This window comes from Collinsella sp. CLA-ER-H10 (genome assembly GCF_040092475.1).
Lineage (GTDB): Bacteria > Actinomycetota > Coriobacteriia > Coriobacteriales > Coriobacteriaceae > Collinsella.
On the sequence record NZ_JBBNLM010000008.1, the window covers coordinates 1 to 14,565 of the forward strand.

General features: G+C 56.5%; 10 protein-coding genes, 2 tRNA genes and 1 rRNA gene. 1 reads left to right on the forward strand and 12 read right to left on the reverse strand.

The genetic code is table 11. From position 1 onward, the window contains the following. The 12 genes from AAAX36_RS05120 to AAAX36_RS05175 form a co-directional block, all read right to left on the reverse strand. A 16S ribosomal RNA gene (locus tag AAAX36_RS05120) occupies positions 1 to 95 on the reverse strand; the annotation flags it as partial. 885 nt (positions 96 to 980) lie between these two features. Continuing rightward, positions 981 to 1,778 carry a TraX family protein gene (locus tag AAAX36_RS05125; protein WP_349074403.1) on the reverse strand — a complete coding sequence of 266 codons (798 nt, stop codon included), beginning with the start codon at positions 1,776 to 1,778 and terminating at the stop codon, positions 981 to 983. Between the two features lie 193 nt (positions 1,779 to 1,971). Next, positions 1,972 to 2,047, reverse strand: a tRNA-Lys gene (locus tag AAAX36_RS05130). 28 nt (positions 2,048 to 2,075) lie between these two features. Next, positions 2,076 to 3,356: an aminopeptidase gene (locus tag AAAX36_RS05135; protein WP_349074406.1), complete on the reverse strand. Its 1,281-nt coding sequence runs from the start codon at positions 3,354 to 3,356 to the stop codon at positions 2,076 to 2,078. A gap of 88 nt (positions 3,357 to 3,444) precedes the next feature. Next, entirely contained in the window at positions 3,445 to 4,020 is a 576-nt protein-coding gene (locus AAAX36_RS05140; protein WP_349074407.1) for a hypothetical protein, read from the reverse strand. Next, a complete protein-coding gene (locus tag AAAX36_RS05145; protein WP_349074458.1) occupies positions 4,021 to 4,899 on the reverse strand; it encodes a phosphoribosylaminoimidazolesuccinocarboxamide synthase in 879 nt (292 codons plus the stop codon). A 118-nt stretch (positions 4,900 to 5,017) separates the two neighbouring features. Then, positions 5,018 to 6,583, reverse strand: a complete 1,566-nt coding sequence (locus AAAX36_RS05150) for a HAMP domain-containing sensor histidine kinase (protein WP_349074409.1) — start codon at positions 6,581 to 6,583, stop codon at positions 5,018 to 5,020. A gap of 12 nt (positions 6,584 to 6,595) precedes the next feature. Then, complete coding sequence (locus AAAX36_RS05155; RefSeq protein WP_117716225.1) at positions 6,596 to 7,318, reverse strand: response regulator transcription factor; 723 nt, start codon at positions 7,316 to 7,318, stop codon at positions 6,596 to 6,598. A 153-nt stretch (positions 7,319 to 7,471) separates the two neighbouring features. After that, a complete protein-coding gene (locus AAAX36_RS05160) occupies positions 7,472 to 8,683 on the reverse strand; it encodes a twin-arginine translocation signal domain-containing protein (RefSeq protein WP_035136485.1) in 1,212 nt (403 codons plus the stop codon). After that, complete coding sequence (locus tag AAAX36_RS05165) at positions 8,683 to 8,946, reverse strand: TIGR03905 family TSCPD domain-containing protein (protein WP_006236206.1); 264 nt, start codon at positions 8,944 to 8,946, stop codon at positions 8,683 to 8,685. Before AAAX36_RS05165 ends, AAAX36_RS05160 begins: the two co-directional genes overlap by 1 nt. Before the next feature lie 128 nt (positions 8,947 to 9,074). Then, a complete protein-coding gene (purB, locus tag AAAX36_RS05170; RefSeq protein ID WP_055251306.1) occupies positions 9,075 to 10,421 on the reverse strand; it encodes an adenylosuccinate lyase in 1,347 nt (448 codons plus the stop codon). A 293-nt stretch (positions 10,422 to 10,714) separates the two neighbouring features. After that, positions 10,715 to 10,789, reverse strand: a tRNA-Gly gene (locus AAAX36_RS05175). Between the two features lie 297 nt (positions 10,790 to 11,086). Here AAAX36_RS05175 and AAAX36_RS05180 point away from each other — a divergent pair. Continuing rightward, a complete protein-coding gene (locus AAAX36_RS05180) occupies positions 11,087 to 14,518 on the forward strand; it encodes a SpaA isopeptide-forming pilin-related protein (RefSeq protein ID WP_349074413.1) in 3,432 nt (1,143 codons plus the stop codon). Positions 14,519 to 14,565: the final 47 nt, after the last annotated feature.

Consider the following 14,565-nt stretch of genomic DNA (forward strand, 5'->3'; position numbering starts at 1 on the left):
CACTCGCTTCCCTCCGAGGAGGGGTGCCGTTCGACTTGCATGTGTTAGGCGCGCCGCCAGCGTTCATCCTGAGCCAGGATCGAACTCTCCGTCCAAATATGTTGGGCTTCGAGCCCGTCCGGTCCTCTCAGTTCATCGCTGATCGGTTCCGTTCGATTCATATGGTTTTAGTATAGGAAAAGGAATTTCTCGGGGCCGCCTCTCGGCGGCCTTGCGAAAAACAAATCCAAGTTAGACCATTTCAAATGGTTCGATGTCTGCCCGGATGCGACACTCGATGTGTCCATCCTCGCAGTATCCGGTTCTCAAGGTGCACGCCCCGCGGCTGATCCGGTTCCACCGGGCCGCGCGGCAAGGAGATATATTGCCAGACCGGAGGGGCCCCGGGGGCGGGAATCCGGTACTCCATATTTTGTTCACAAATGAATAGGTCCCTCAGTCGCATCACTGGGGTTAAAACTGAAGCATTGGCTTCTGATATTGGCGATGACCAGCTGTTTTATGAGTATTGAGGTATCGGTCATCTCTGGAGCGCCACTTTACTCCAAAAGCATCAGCTATTTGTTTCCCATCGGTAAAAGGCGGGTATTGTTCGCCAAGCGTTCTTATATATAGATTGATACGGGTTCGAACCCATGCACCGGCAACAAAAAAGCGACCAACCGGAGTCGATCGCTTTCTGTTTTATGCTGGAGCATCCAGAGGGTGCTTACGAACTCGTTTTCTCGCTGCCATTCATGCTTTCGAAGCATCTTTCGACCTTCGCAGTCTCATGTTTTGAGGATCTGCCGTGTTTATCGCTGTTATTAATGAGTGTGTGAAAGTGATCCTCATACAGATTCATGCGATCCGCCAGAGAACTGAGTAGCATCTTTCTGCAGCCCTCGTTGTCTATCCACGCATCTCTCAGGTCTTCCGGAAATTCACAAGCAGTCTTAGGGTCAATTTGTTTCTGCTTTCAGAGACTTGTTTGAGAGTTTTTAAAGACAGTTCAAAACAATAAGTGAGACACCATAAAGCAGAGCAAGATGTGCCGGATAGAAAATGTAGAAGAAATATTTGAGCTTCAGCCCTCGCTTGCCATTATAAAGATTGATAAGCAGCAACGAAACGACCGCGGCAGCAACATCAGGATTAAATACATTAGCTGTAGCAAACTCAAATCCGCCGCCAACTATATGGCATGACGAAAGGAACACTGCGCATACTGCAGCAAAGAACATCTTGGCCTTGCTGTCGTGGAATAAATAGAATGCAGCCACAAGCAGAATGCCATACACACCGCCATCCAGTTTAGTGTATTCAGCTGCCAGTGCTGTCAAAACAATCAGAGCAGTTTCTGCGATGTACCTTTTCCATTTTGAAAGACTTTGTATCTTTTCCAGAATAATCAAAAAGACCAAGGAAAGCAGGAGCTCATACATAACATTCTGTTGCCGAAGGTCAAATAGCTGCCCGGTTTGAACGAAATCGTATATGGGCTCAGCAATGATTGCGAAGACAAGCATATTTCGCAGGTACTTCTTTATGTCATGAGTATGCAAAAATCCCTCAACTATCAAAAAACAAAATAAGGGAAATGCAATTCTGCCAAGAACATGAAGCACATCCGAAGCCTCGCTTAGAATCGCCCACTGTTCGTCTGATATCTGATTGTACGATGCGTGAGTCATGATTCCATTGGTCAGGACGATCCTGCTTACATGATCGAGAACCATCGAGATGGCCGCTATTATCTTTAATGTGCTGCCGCTAATTCCGTATCTATCTGTTTTCATTTCTTTTTCCTTTCTTTGGGTAGGCCGTCAGGGGTTCAGCCTGCTCCGCAGGCGGCCGCTGCGGCGCTTTCGCGCCTTGCGCGCTGCGCTGGCAAACGCTCACGCGTTTACTCAGCTCCGCGTCCCGACGGGTTCGAACCCGTGCACCGGCAACAAAAAAGCGACCAACCGGAGTCGATCGCTTTCTTTTCTATGGTGGGCCGTCAGGGGTTCGAACCCTGGACCTTGGGATTAAAAGTCCCCTGCTCTGCCAGCTGAGCTAACGGCCCGCGGGTGGCATTGTACCACGGTCTGGGACTATTCCCAACTCCATTGGCCGTTCTGGAAAATCACAACTTCGCGTCCATCGGGCGTAATGCCCGTAATATCGATGTCGTCCGTACCGATCATAAAGTCGACATGCGTGCTCGAAACGTTAACGCCATGCTCCAGGAGCTCCTCTTTGGACATGTCGTACCCGCCTTCGATGCATTCAGGGAAACCAACACCCAACGCAAGGTGACAGCTGGCGTTCTCGTCATAGAGTGTGTCATAGAACAGAACACCGCTTTCGCGAATCGGCGTATTTTTGGAGATAAGCGCGACCTCACCCAGATGAGCAGCGCCTTCATCGGTGTCAATAATGCTCGCAAGTGTTGCCTTGCCCACGCGAGCGTCGTAGTCCACCACGCGGCCGCCCTCGAACTTAATCCAAAAATCGTCAACCTTGTTACCGTGATGAACGAGCGGCATAGCCGAATACACGATACCGTCGGCACGCATACGATCAGGCGAAGTGAAGACCTCCTCGGTGGGAATGTTGGGGAAGAAGGGATGTCCATCGGGCGTCTCGCCCTTGCCGCCGGCCCACTCATGGCCCTTCGTCATACCAATCGTCAGATCAGTTCCGTTCGAAGCGGTGTAGTGCAGGCAATCAAATTGATTATCGTTTAGGAAACGCAGGTTCTTTTCGAACGCGGCGTCATGAAGCTCCCAGTCGCTTTCCGGATCCTGACCGTCAGCGCGGGCGGTGTGCAAAATCGCATTCCACAGCTTATAGATTGCGACCTCATCGGCGTCTCCCGGGAACACCTCGCGCGCCCAAGCCACGACCGGAGCGCCGGCGATACACCACGGGTTGATGTTGTAATCCAGTCCACGGCGAAAGACCTTGCACTGCGTATTCCTTGCCTTGGAAGCCGCGGCTGGCTTGGCGGGATCGATACCCTTGAGAGCTGCAGGGTCCGCGCCCTCGATAAAGATAAAGCAGGCGCCATCTTGGGCCAAGGAATCCAGCTGCAGGCGCTTCCACTCGGACGTCTGCTCAAAATAGCTTTTCTCGACATGCTCGTACGCGAGCCTCGTCACGGCATCATCGGCCCAAATGACCGTCACGTGACCAGCGCCGGCGGCATAAGCCTCCGCGACCACCACGCGGGCAAAGGACGCGCACTCGACCGGAGACTGAACGACAACCTCCTGGCCGGGCTTGACGTTTACGCCCTTGCGGACAACCAGGCGCGCATAGTTTTTAATCTTGGGCTCCAGGGCCTTCATGCCTTCCAGAGCTTCTTCGACCGTCAGGGCAGCTCGAATCATGTGCCACTCCATCTATCTATAGGACAATAAAAAGGCGCGCCGCAAAACGACGCGCCTTATATCTTAGCGATAAGTGTAAATGCAAACGCTACTTCTTCTTGGAGTCCTTTTTGTCCTCCTCGGCAGCTGCGCGCTCGATAAGAGCGTTGAGCTTGTTCTCGGACATGCCCTCGGCCTGCGCGCGATACATGTTGCGCAAGGGACGAATACGAGCGAAGTCGTAGATAAAGTCACCTAGGATGATGACATAGGACAAGACGATGCCGACCATCTGAACGGGACTGGACACCGTGCCGCCGGGAGCGAAATAGAGCGAAGCCCAAATTGCCACGACGAGCACCATGCCGATAGCGAGCACAGCCCACCAAATACGGCGGCGCTTGGTGTAGTCCTCATCCTGCTTGAGAAGGATATTCGACACCGTGTAGATGCGATCCTCGTGGGCGCGCTGCTTGGCCTTGCGGGCGCGTTTTTCCTCCTTGGAAAGGCCTTCCAGATTTTCGCCCTTCTCGAGCTCTTTGCGTCGTGCCTTGGACGATGCCGGCACGACGTGAACAGAGCTCGCTGCCTGACGGGCGGGCTTAGCGGATGCGGCGGACTTGCGCGCAACCCCGGTAACCTCGCGGGATTGCGTGCGCTTGTTCGTGGCGCTACGGGTACTCACTTACGCGTTCTCCTTCATGCTTGTGAACTGGGAGCCCGTGATGATTTGGAAGGCCTCGCGATAGCGCTCGGACGTGCCATCGATGACCTCGGCGGGCAGGTGCGGGGTCTCCCCCGTCATATCCCAGTTGGCCTTGAGCCAATTGCGGACGAATTGCTTGTCGTAGCTAGGCTGGATCTTGCCCTCCTCGTAGCTGGCAGCAGGCCAGAAACGGCTGGAGTCGGGCGTGAGGCACTCGTCGATCAGCGTGACCTTGCCATCGATAACACCAAACTCGAACTTGGTGTCGGCGATGATGATGCCACGGGTCGCGGCGTACTCGGCGGCAGCCTTGTAGATCTTAAGAGACAGATCGCGGATCTGCGTGGCGATGTCCTCGCCAACGATCTCGCAGCAACGCTCATACGAGATGTTCTCGTCATGGTCACCGATCTCGGCCTTCGTGGAGGGCGTGAACAGCGGCTCAGGGAGCTTGGACGCCTCCGTCAGGCCCTCAGGCAGCTGAATGCCACAGACAGTACCGTTCTCGTCGTAGGTCTTCTTGCCCGAACCGGTCAGATAGCCGCGAACGATGCACTCGATAGGAATCGTCTGCGCCTTCTTGACCAGCATGGCGCGACCAGCGAGATAGTCACGGTACTCAGCAAACTCCTCGGGGAAATCCGCCGGGTCGATGGAGACGAGGTGGTTAGGAACAATGTCGGCAAACTTATCGAACCAGAATGCCGAGATGCGGTTGAGCACCTCTCCCTTAAACGGAATCTCGTCGGGAAGAATGAAGTCGAACGCAGAAATGCGGTCGGTGGCGACCATCAGCAGGTTTTCACCGGCATCATAGATATCACGAACCTTGCCACGGGAATCCGGACGACGCTCCATCGTTGTCACGTGAGTCACTCCTTACCTAAATACGACAGTAATGCGGGTTCTTCCCCGCACGTTTTCGCAAACTCGGAGCGGCAGGGACGAAACCCCTCCTTCACCGAATAGCGAAAAGCTAGTGCTCCATTGTAGTAGATGCCGCGTCCGCCGTGTGCTCGCGTGGCAGATGAATCGTAAAAGTCGTACCCTTTCCAAGCTCCGACTCCACGGATATGTAGCCATGGTGGCGCTCGACGATTTGCTTGGTCACGGCAAGGCCCACGCCCAGACCGCCCGCCTCGCGGGCGCGGCAGGCGTCGGCACGCCAAAAACGTCCGAAAATGCGCGACAGGTCTTCCTTGGCGATACCGATACCCGTGTCCGAGACCGCAATATCGACGTGTTTACGGTCACTGAGCACCGACACCACGACCCATCCACCCTCGGGGGTATAGCGCATGGCGTTACTCATGAGGTTGATGACGCATTGCGTGATCATATCGGGATCGGCCTCGACGACATCGTCATGTCCCTGGGTTTCATCTGCAAAGCGAAGACGAAGGTCACGGTCGGCAAACAGACGCTCCTGGCCGTTCACTATCGATCGCACGAACGGAACCATGTCCACCGGTTCGAGATTGAGCGGAGCAGTGCTATTTTCCATGCGTGACAGGTCAAGCATCTGCTGCACCAAACGAGCCAGGCGACGTGTCTCGGAGGCGACTGTCTCCAGATGCTCGTCGTCGGTGGGGTACACGCCGTCTTGCATGGCCTCGACCGTTGCAAGCATTGCCATGAGCGGCGTGCGAAGCTCGTGTGCAACATCTGAGGTCAGGCGCTTCTCGTGCTTCATGTCCTTCTCGAGCGACGTGGCCATCTCATCGAATGTCTCGCCCAGTTGATCGATCTCGTCATCGCCGCGCAGGCCTGTACGAGCGGACAGATCGCCGTCGCGAATTTGCTTGGCCGTGCTCGTAATTCGATGAATCGGCTTGGTAAGCATGCGCGACACAAGCGATCCGATAACGACCGAGATGCAAACCGCAACAACCGCGGCAAGGGCCATGGCGTTAAAGGTCTTTTCCCTAAACGCAGAATCTGCCTTGGTGAGCAAGGCATCGGAGCCGATAGCCCACAGCTTTACCTGTCCGACATGCTCGCCAGAAGACGTTATGATTTCGACGTTGGCAACGCTATCGGAGTCGGTGGGCGCCGACGAAACCGGACTATGCGAGGCCTTTTTACCGCTCGAGCTGCTCGACGCCGATTCGCTCTCGCGCACATCGGCGGTCGCACTTGCCGAGGGCCATGAGTCGTCATAGACGACAACGCCCTTTTTGTTGACGACCTGCATGCCAAGATCGTCGGACACCAGACTCGATGTCGCGACCGTGCGCAGCTCGCCCGCAGCCCAATTGCCGTTTTCCTCGTACGACGTCGCAAGCTTTTCGGCTGCGGAATTGGCGATCTCGACGATATTGGCGCGCGTGTAGTCCGAAAAAACCGTACCCCATACAACGGAGACCACGCCCACCAGCACCAGTACCGTCATGAGTGATGTCAGGGCAAAAGCCAGGGCCATGCGCGAGGGGTAGCTCATCGTTGGCCGCGAATCGGAGCGAGGCGTGTTCCAACTAGCCTTGGAACCCGCCTCGCTCTCCTGCTTATGCTTTTGCCCGATTTCAAAGCGCGCAGGTGTCATATGTGATTTTCCTTATTTCTCGTCCGACTTATCGGTCTTTGCCGGAGCCTCGAAACGATAACCAACGCCGTGAACGGTGTAGAGCCACTTGGGCTTCTTGGGGTCGTCACCCAGCTTGGCGCGAAGGTTCTTCACGTGGCTGTCGATAGTGCGCTCATAGCCCTCAAAGTCATAGCCGAGCACCTTTTCGACCAGCTCCATACGGTTGTAGACGCGTCCGGGATGGCGGGCAAGCGTGGTGAGCAACTTGAACTCGGATGCGGTCAGATCGACTTCCTTGTTCTCGACCAGAATCTTGTGGCCCGAGATATCGATGACTAGATCACCGAAGTCGAGCACCTCAACAGCCGGCTCGTCGGCCTGATGGGCGCGACGGAACAGGGCGCGCACGCGGGCGACGAGCTCGCGCGGCGAGAACGGCTTAATCAGGTAGTCATCGGCACCCAGCTCGAGACCGATAATGCGGTCCTCGATCTCACCCTTAGCCGTAAGCATGATAATGGGCACATCCGAGGTATCGCGAATGGTGCGGCAGACGCGCTCGCCCGGAATCTTGGGGAGCATAAGATCGAGCACGACCAGGTCGAACTGATGCTTCTCGAACTCCTCGATCGCGGACTGGCCGTCGCCGACGCCCACAACCCAGTAGCCTTCGCGCTCGAGATAGGCAGCGACGGCGTCACGGATTGCCTTCTCATCCTCGACCAGCAGAATCTTTTTTGCATCTGAAGCCATAACACGGCCCCCCTGTCTCAATTAGCTAAGAACAAGCCCATTTTAACGCACCTGAGCCCGCCGGATGCCGCTATGACGCGGCAGCTCGGCGGGCGGTACTCACAATTACAACGCGTTTATTCCCCTGTTGGCGCCTTTTTAACCCCTCTAAGCTTAAAGAGAGAATAGACGTGCAGTGACCGTCTCTGGTATACCCTGGCTGTTGCGCACCGTGGCGTACGTAAGGAATGAGTCCGATTTTCCCGCCGTAGCTGGATAATCGCCATACTCCAAAGCGCGGTCGGGCGACAGCAGCGAGCCATAGGTCTTGGCAGAGGTGTCGATCAGGAAATGCGACGCCTGTACCTTAACAAGGTATTTATTCTTCTTGCCAGCCGCACATGCGAGCGGCTCGCGGGACAGGAAGAGGTACGGCCCTCCCTCATTACCGATATATGTGCCCATATTGCCCAGGCTGCCCACGCCACTATAGGCCGCCTCGATAGAAAACACGAAGGTATCGCCCATATATACGGCCTCGAAAGGCGAGACTGACGAGGGAAGGACTAGCTGGGCACGTTTGGTGTTGTTGCCGTCGGTCAGATCGATTGCCGTTATGCCGTAGTAGACGCCCTCGTCGTTGCGGACACGCGGCGAGATGGTCAAAATGCCGTCGCTCGCGCGCGGGGCCGATGCAAAGCGGCCCGTCGATTTCCAAATTACCTCGGCCTTGGATTCATCAAGCGAGCGACGATAGCAAAACGAATCACTACTCGTTTTATTGCCGCCTGCCGAAGGCATTTTATACCAGATGACTGATGCCCCGAACGCCGTAAACAGCGGCGGATCGTAGTCCTTGCCACCTCGATCGAGCTCAACCACGTCGCCAGAGAGCGAAGCGCCCGACAGATTTTGAGCGTAGAGCTTCCACGATGAATTGGCAAAGTTCATCTCAACCCACGCGAATACGCCGTCGCCGGCACGGACATCGTAGAATGCATATCCCGTGCCCTCGATAGGATCCTCGATTAATGTGGTAAGCGAGCCATCGCCCAGGTTGAGCACACCGAGCGTGTTGGCGTGCAGTGCCGATGCGGGCGCCATCATTGCCGCGGCGTAATCGCCGTCGCAGTAGTACAGCAGCGTACCCAGAGGCAGCGTCCACGACGCCGCCGGCTCAAGATCGATGTCGACTGCCTCGTACTCATCCGTAATCGAGATGATTTTGGAATCATCCTTGATAACCTGCGGCTCGCCGGCGGCATCATCGCTGGTGCCCGTTTTTTTCGAGCATCCGGCAAGCACCGTGGCAGCGCCCGCGGCAGCCCCACCGAGTACAAAGCCGCGACGCGATATTCCGTTCTTGATGTGATCGGCGATACCCATTAGGCGATCTCGGTGCGAGCGGCCTCGATAGCGCGTGTAAGCTGGTCGGCGCAGGAGGTCTTTTTCATACCGCAGGTATTACCGGCGAGAACCTCGATTACGCGATCGGCAGGAGCGCCCTCGACCAGCTTGGAGATAGCCTTGAGATTGCCGTCGCAGCCGCCGGTAAATTCAACGCCCATCACCTTGTTGCCGTCATCGGAAAGGTCAAGGTGAATATTGCGAGCACACACGCCCTGAGGCTTGTAATCAAACGAAATCATGCGATCCCCTCTCAGAATGTTATTCGAGACGACTATTATCCCCGTCTTTCCCTAAATGCAACGAGGCGCTTTGCCGGCAACACACATTACCAGCAAAGCGCCCTAAAAAGCTAACGTTATGCCCGAACCTACTCGAAGCTCAGCTGCTCCAGACGATCAAAGACCGTGTCGATACGGGTGAGGAAGTCCCACGGATCAAAGATCTCGTCGAGCTTTTCCTGGCTGACGGTGCAGCGCGGGTCAGCCTCGAGACGCTCCTTAAAGGTAGGGCCGGAGACACAATCCTGTACCTCGTGCCAGGTTGCCATGGCGTTCTCCTGCACAATGGCGTACGCGTCCTCGCGGGTGATGCCCGTGTCGACGAGGGCGAGCAGCACCTTGGAGGAGAAGATGAGGCCGCGGGTCTTATTGAGGTTGGCCATCATGCGGGCAGGGTACAGCTGCAGGCCGTCGATAACGCGGATGAGGCACTGGAACATGTGGTCGAGGGCGATGAAGCTATCGGCCTGGGCGACGCGCTCGGCAGAGGAGTGCGAAATGTCACGCTCGTGCCACAGGGCGACGTTATCGAAGGCAACCTGAGCGTTGGACTTCACGACGCGCGACAGACCGCAGACTTTCTCCATGGTGATGGGGTTGCGCTTGTGCGGCATGGCTGAGCTGCCCTTTTGGCCCTTACGGAACGGCTCCTCGGCCTCGAGCGTATCAGTCTTCTGCAGATTGCGGACCTCGGTAGCGATGCGCTCGCAGGTGGCTGCGGTGGTGGCGAGAACGCCGGCGAGATAGGCGTGATGGTCGCGGCTGATAACCTGCGTGGACAGCGGGTCGTGAACCAGGCCCAGGTGCTCGCAGACATACTCCTCGACGAACGGCTCGATGGAGCTGTACGTGCCGACAGCGCCCGAGATGGCACCAAAGGCAACATTCTTGCGGGCGTCCTCAAGACGATCCAGATCGCGCTTGAGCTCCCAGGCCCAAGAGCCAAACTTCATGCCGAAGGTCATCGGCTCGGCGTGGATGCCATGAGTGCGGCCGGCACAGAGCGTGTTGCGCTCCTCAAAGGCGCGACGCTTGCAAATCTCGCCGAGCTTCTTGACGTCCTCGATGATCAGGTCGCAGGCCTGGGTGAGCTGGTAGCACAGGGCCGTGTCGCCCAGATCCGAGCTGGTCATGCCATAGTGAACCCAGCGGCTGGGCTTGGGGTCGCCCTCGGGAACATCGGCATCGATGTATTCCTTCATGTTGGTCAGGAAGGCAATGACGTCGTGGCGCGTGACTTCCTCGATCTCATCGACCTTCGCCTTCTCAAAGTTGGCATGGTCGCGGATCCACTGGGCCTCGTCTTTGGAAATACCGATCTTGCCGAGCTCCGCCTGGGCCTCGCAGGCCAGAACCTCGATCTCCTGCCAAATGGCGTACTTGTTCTCGAGGGAGAAGATGTGTCCCATCTCCGGGCGGGTATAGCGATCGATCATAGCGGCTCCTTTTTGGTTATTGGCACGTTGGTCGTAACCCATCCATTGTACCGTGCGCAGGTGCAAGTATGGGCAGCAGGCATTAACCTAACATTTTGGAATTGGAGCGGGCAACGGGACGTCCGCGTATTTGCTTCGCAAATACGCACCGGCTGCGGCCGCCTATCGGCGACCTTGCCTGCTCGCTATAAACGCTTCGCGTTTATTTAACGCTCGCACCCTGTCGGGTTCGAGTCCCGGCACTTTATTGAAAAAGGCACGGTAACGAAACGTTACCGTGCCTGAAATTCGAATGGAGCGGGCAACGGGACTCGAACCCGCGAGTGTCAGCTTGGGAAGCTGATGCCTTACCACTTGGCGATGCCCGCTTGTGTGTTGGCTAGTATAACGCGGTTGTCTTGTTCGATACAAGGGTGGCGGTGCTTGTTTTAGCTGTGGAGATTCGTTTGAAAATCGCGTCAATTGTGGAGACGAGGACCTTTAACCTCCTGTTCTCCCTATCTTCTACCTGCACTTTTGCTTGATTGTTGTATTTGAGCTCAATTTGTCAGGAATTGGGCAAGCTTTTGGTCAGGCTCCGGTACTTACCCGCATGAACCTCGGGGGTAGCCTCATCCTACGCGTCGCAGCCTCCCCGTGCGGCGCACGAGGGATAAGGAGCAGCCATGTCCAACGCACCCACGCACTCTGTCCACAGCGCAATTGCAACAGGTCCGCTGCTCCTGCTCCTCTTCCTGCTTTTCGGCTGCCTGGCACCGGGAGCCGCATTTGCCGTCGATGGCTACGACCAGCTCGGCTTCCGCACTATTAGCGATGATTGTGGGCCCTTCTTCATCGGCAAGTATGAAGCTCAAGACGCCTCGATTGCCTACTGCATGAACCAGGAGCGCCCCGGCCCCACCAAGCCGGGCGGCCCATGGCTCAACTTTGATCAAGGCTGGGTGTGGCTCGACGACGAGTTCGCGGCAATCGTTTGTCACGGATATCCTACCGCCACGTCGTTTGGCGGTTACCATCTTTCACCCGATCGCGCCCGCGCCGCCACCCAGCTTGCCGTATGGATGCTCAACGGCACTACCCATGTCGACGGCACCTACTCCTACACGACCGCTCAGGGTAAAACCAAGAGCGGACACTTTACCGCCGACAATGAAGTCGTGGCGGCTGCGCGGTGGCTCCACGACAGCGCAAAATCAGGAAGCATCAAAGCCGCTCCGCACCGCGCGCGACGCTATCTAGGGGCCGTATCGGGCGGCAGCAAACGTCAAGACATGCTCTATGTACTGCCGGCGGTCTCTGTTTCCTTCCAAAAGCAGTCTGCTAACACCGTTATTACCAGCGGAAACAATACCTATCAGTTTACCGGGGCAACATTCGATATTTTTGAGAGCGCCAGCGGCGCGCGTGTCGGCACCATCAAGATGGACAGCAACGGTCGAGCGCAAGCAACACTTCTGCCCAACACGGCATACTACCTAGTTGAAACGAAGGCGCCGGCCGGCTATGTCCCCCGCCACGATCGTATTGCCTTTACCACGGGGAATGACGGCGGGCGGGTCGCCATTGATGAACAGCCCGGCACCATCAACCTGCGTATCGTAAAACTCGATGCCGCGACGAATGCCGGCCCCCAGGTGGGATCTTCACTCGCAGGAGCAGAGTTCACGTGTGTGTCGCAATCAACCCCTGGATGGGCACAAATCCTCACGACCGACGAAAGCGGTCGGGCCGCCCTCGCCGATGTCCCCTTAGGAACCTTTACCATCTACGAATCAAAAGCCCCCGAGGGCTACCTGCCATCCAACGACAGCTGGACCTATACCGTTGGAGCCGACCAGCTCGGCGATTCAGGCGTGGTCGAGATCGAGTCTCGCGTTTCCGATATCCCCATTGCGTTTAACCTTGAGATTTCCAAATTCAAGGATTACGGCAATAGCGACCAATCCGGCCTGGAGCAGCCGGCGGGTGGTGTTGTCTTTGAGGTTGTCAGCAACAGCTCTCAGCAGGTTGTTGGCACACTGATCACAAACATCTATGGCTTTGCCTCCACCAAAGATCAGCCCGAAGCATGGTTCGGCGCAGGCAAGCGACCCGCCGGTGTCCACGGAGCCGTCCCATACGACCGTGCCGGCTACACGGTTCGCGAGGTTCCGGAAACCGTCCCCGAGGGTTTTAAACGTGCAGGGGAATGGACCGTCGGGGCCAATCAGATTTCCGACGGCGCCGAGCTTCAATATATCGTGGACAACCACGCTCTGTCGACGCATCTCCAGATTGTAAAACGCGATGCCCAAACAGGCGCTTCTGTTCCCCTAGCCGGATTCACCTTCCAACTCCTCGACAGCAATCACGAACCTGTCTCACAAACTTGCTGGTATCCAGCACATAACGTAATGGACACCTTTACGACTGACGCGACCGGGACCGTCACACTGCCCGAATCGCTCGTGCCGGGCACCTATTATGTACGCGAAACCTCGGCCAAAGAGCCCTATCTTGTCGGCGAAGAGATCGAGGTAAACATACCCGCCGACATGAACCTAACGCCCGTTGCAATCGCCTCGTATTATGACCACGCCGCGACCGGAAACATCAGGATCGTTAAAACCGATGCCATAGACGGCAGCAGCCTCGCGGGCGCCGTCTTTGAGATCCGTGCCTCGGGTGATATCGTGCGCCCCGACGGTAGCATTGCCGCGCTCGACGGTGAGACTGTCGCGACCGTCACGACGGATGAAACTGGAGAAGCACGCGCGGGCAACCTCCCACTGGGATCTGGCACCGCACGCTACGAGGTTGTCGAGACTCAAGCGCCGGCAGGCTTCTTGCTCGATCAGACAACCCATATTGTCGACCTTACTTATGCCGACCAGAAAACACCCGTTGTAGAAGCACGGCTTAACGTATCCGACGATTACACCAAGGTTGATATCTCCAAGGTCGATGCAAGCGGTGAGCAGGAAGTGGAAGGCGCACAGCTCGCCTTATATGGTCCCGATAAAACCGAAATAGACTCCTGGACCTCATCCGACAAGCCACACCGCGTCGAACATCTTGCACCCGGCACCTACTCGTTGCGCGAAATGATGTCTCCGCGGACCTATGACCTTGCCGAGGAGATAACGTTTGAAATAAAGGATACGGGAGAAGTCCAATCCGTCGCGATGAAGGATGCGCCCATCGAGATCAAGGGGCAGGTCGACAAGCGTCAGGAACTTGTCCAACCTATCGAAAAGGGCCTGTTGGCTAACGGCGATGGTAAAAATCGCGCCGCGACGCAAACTAATACGGATGGACTTTTCTCCTATACCATCGACGCTCGAAACGATTCCGCTACTTGGGTTGATGAGTTTACGATTACCGATGATCTTGAGTGCGCCAAAGACGGCACGGCGAGATTCATCTCAATCGAAACCCCCGTCGCCATCGGCGACCTCAACGGTCTGTGCAACGTGTGGTATCGCACGACGCCGTTGGACTCGACAGACGTCGATGAGCCGGCGAACGCGACACTTGACGATGGACACGAAAATCCTTGGCTTGAGTCCGACGAAGTAAAAGAGAGCCTTGGTGAGGACTGCCGCCTCGTCGATTACGACGGCTGGCGCCTCTGGAAGGCGGATGTCTCGACCACGGAATCCACCACACTCGAGGCGGAAGAGCTCGACCTTGCATCCAATACCGTCGTAACAGGCATTCGAATTGAATACGGTGCGGTAGCCGCCGACTTTACGACTCGAAGCGATGCGGATTCTTGGACCCGCGATGATCTCAAAGATGAGCACGACGACCTTGACGATGCCAAAGCAATCCTTGGCACAGACGCTCGGGGCGCAGTCGTACACATGCAGGCAACGTCGGCTTATACGCCCCAAACCGCACTCACCAACAGCGCGCGCGTCGATCTTTGCCGCAACGGTGGCGGCGATAAACTTGAGTCACATGACGAGGACAGCGTCATTCAACGCTGTACCCTACCGCAGGACCTACCGGCAACAGGATCAGTTCCCATCGCCGCTTGCATCACCGCGCTCCTGACCTCGGGTGCCGCAGCCCTATGGTTCGCTCGCCTTAGGTCGATCCCAAAGAAGCGCTAGCGCGATGAAAAAGCGGGCGAGCCAGTCCCCTGGCTCGCCCGCTTTCA

Coding starts and splice junctions, on each gene's coding strand:
- AAAX36_RS05125 (WP_349074403.1), bottom strand. CDS start 1,778: ATGAAAACAGATAGATACGGAATTAGCGGCAGCACATTAAAGATAATA.
- AAAX36_RS05135 (WP_349074406.1), bottom strand. CDS start 3,356: ATGATTCGAGCTGCCCTGACGGTCGAAGAAGCTCTGGAAGGCATGAAG.
- AAAX36_RS05145 (WP_349074458.1), bottom strand. CDS start 4,899: ATGGAGCGTCGTCCGGATTCCCGTGGCAAGGTTCGTGATATCTATGAT.
- AAAX36_RS05150 (WP_349074409.1), bottom strand. CDS start 6,583: ATGACACCTGCGCGCTTTGAAATCGGGCAAAAGCATAAGCAGGAGAGC.
- AAAX36_RS05155 (WP_117716225.1), bottom strand. CDS start 7,318: ATGGCTTCAGATGCAAAAAAGATTCTGCTGGTCGAGGATGAGAAGGCA.
- AAAX36_RS05160 (WP_035136485.1), bottom strand. CDS start 8,683: ATGGGTATCGCCGATCACATCAAGAACGGAATATCGCGTCGCGGCTTT.
- AAAX36_RS05165 (WP_006236206.1), bottom strand. CDS start 8,946: ATGATTTCGTTTGATTACAAGCCTCAGGGCGTGTGTGCTCGCAATATT.
- purB (WP_055251306.1), bottom strand. CDS start 10,421: ATGATCGATCGCTATACCCGCCCGGAGATGGGACACATCTTCTCCCTC.
- AAAX36_RS05180 (WP_349074413.1), top strand. CDS start 11,087: ATGTCCAACGCACCCACGCACTCTGTCCACAGCGCAATTGCAACAGGT.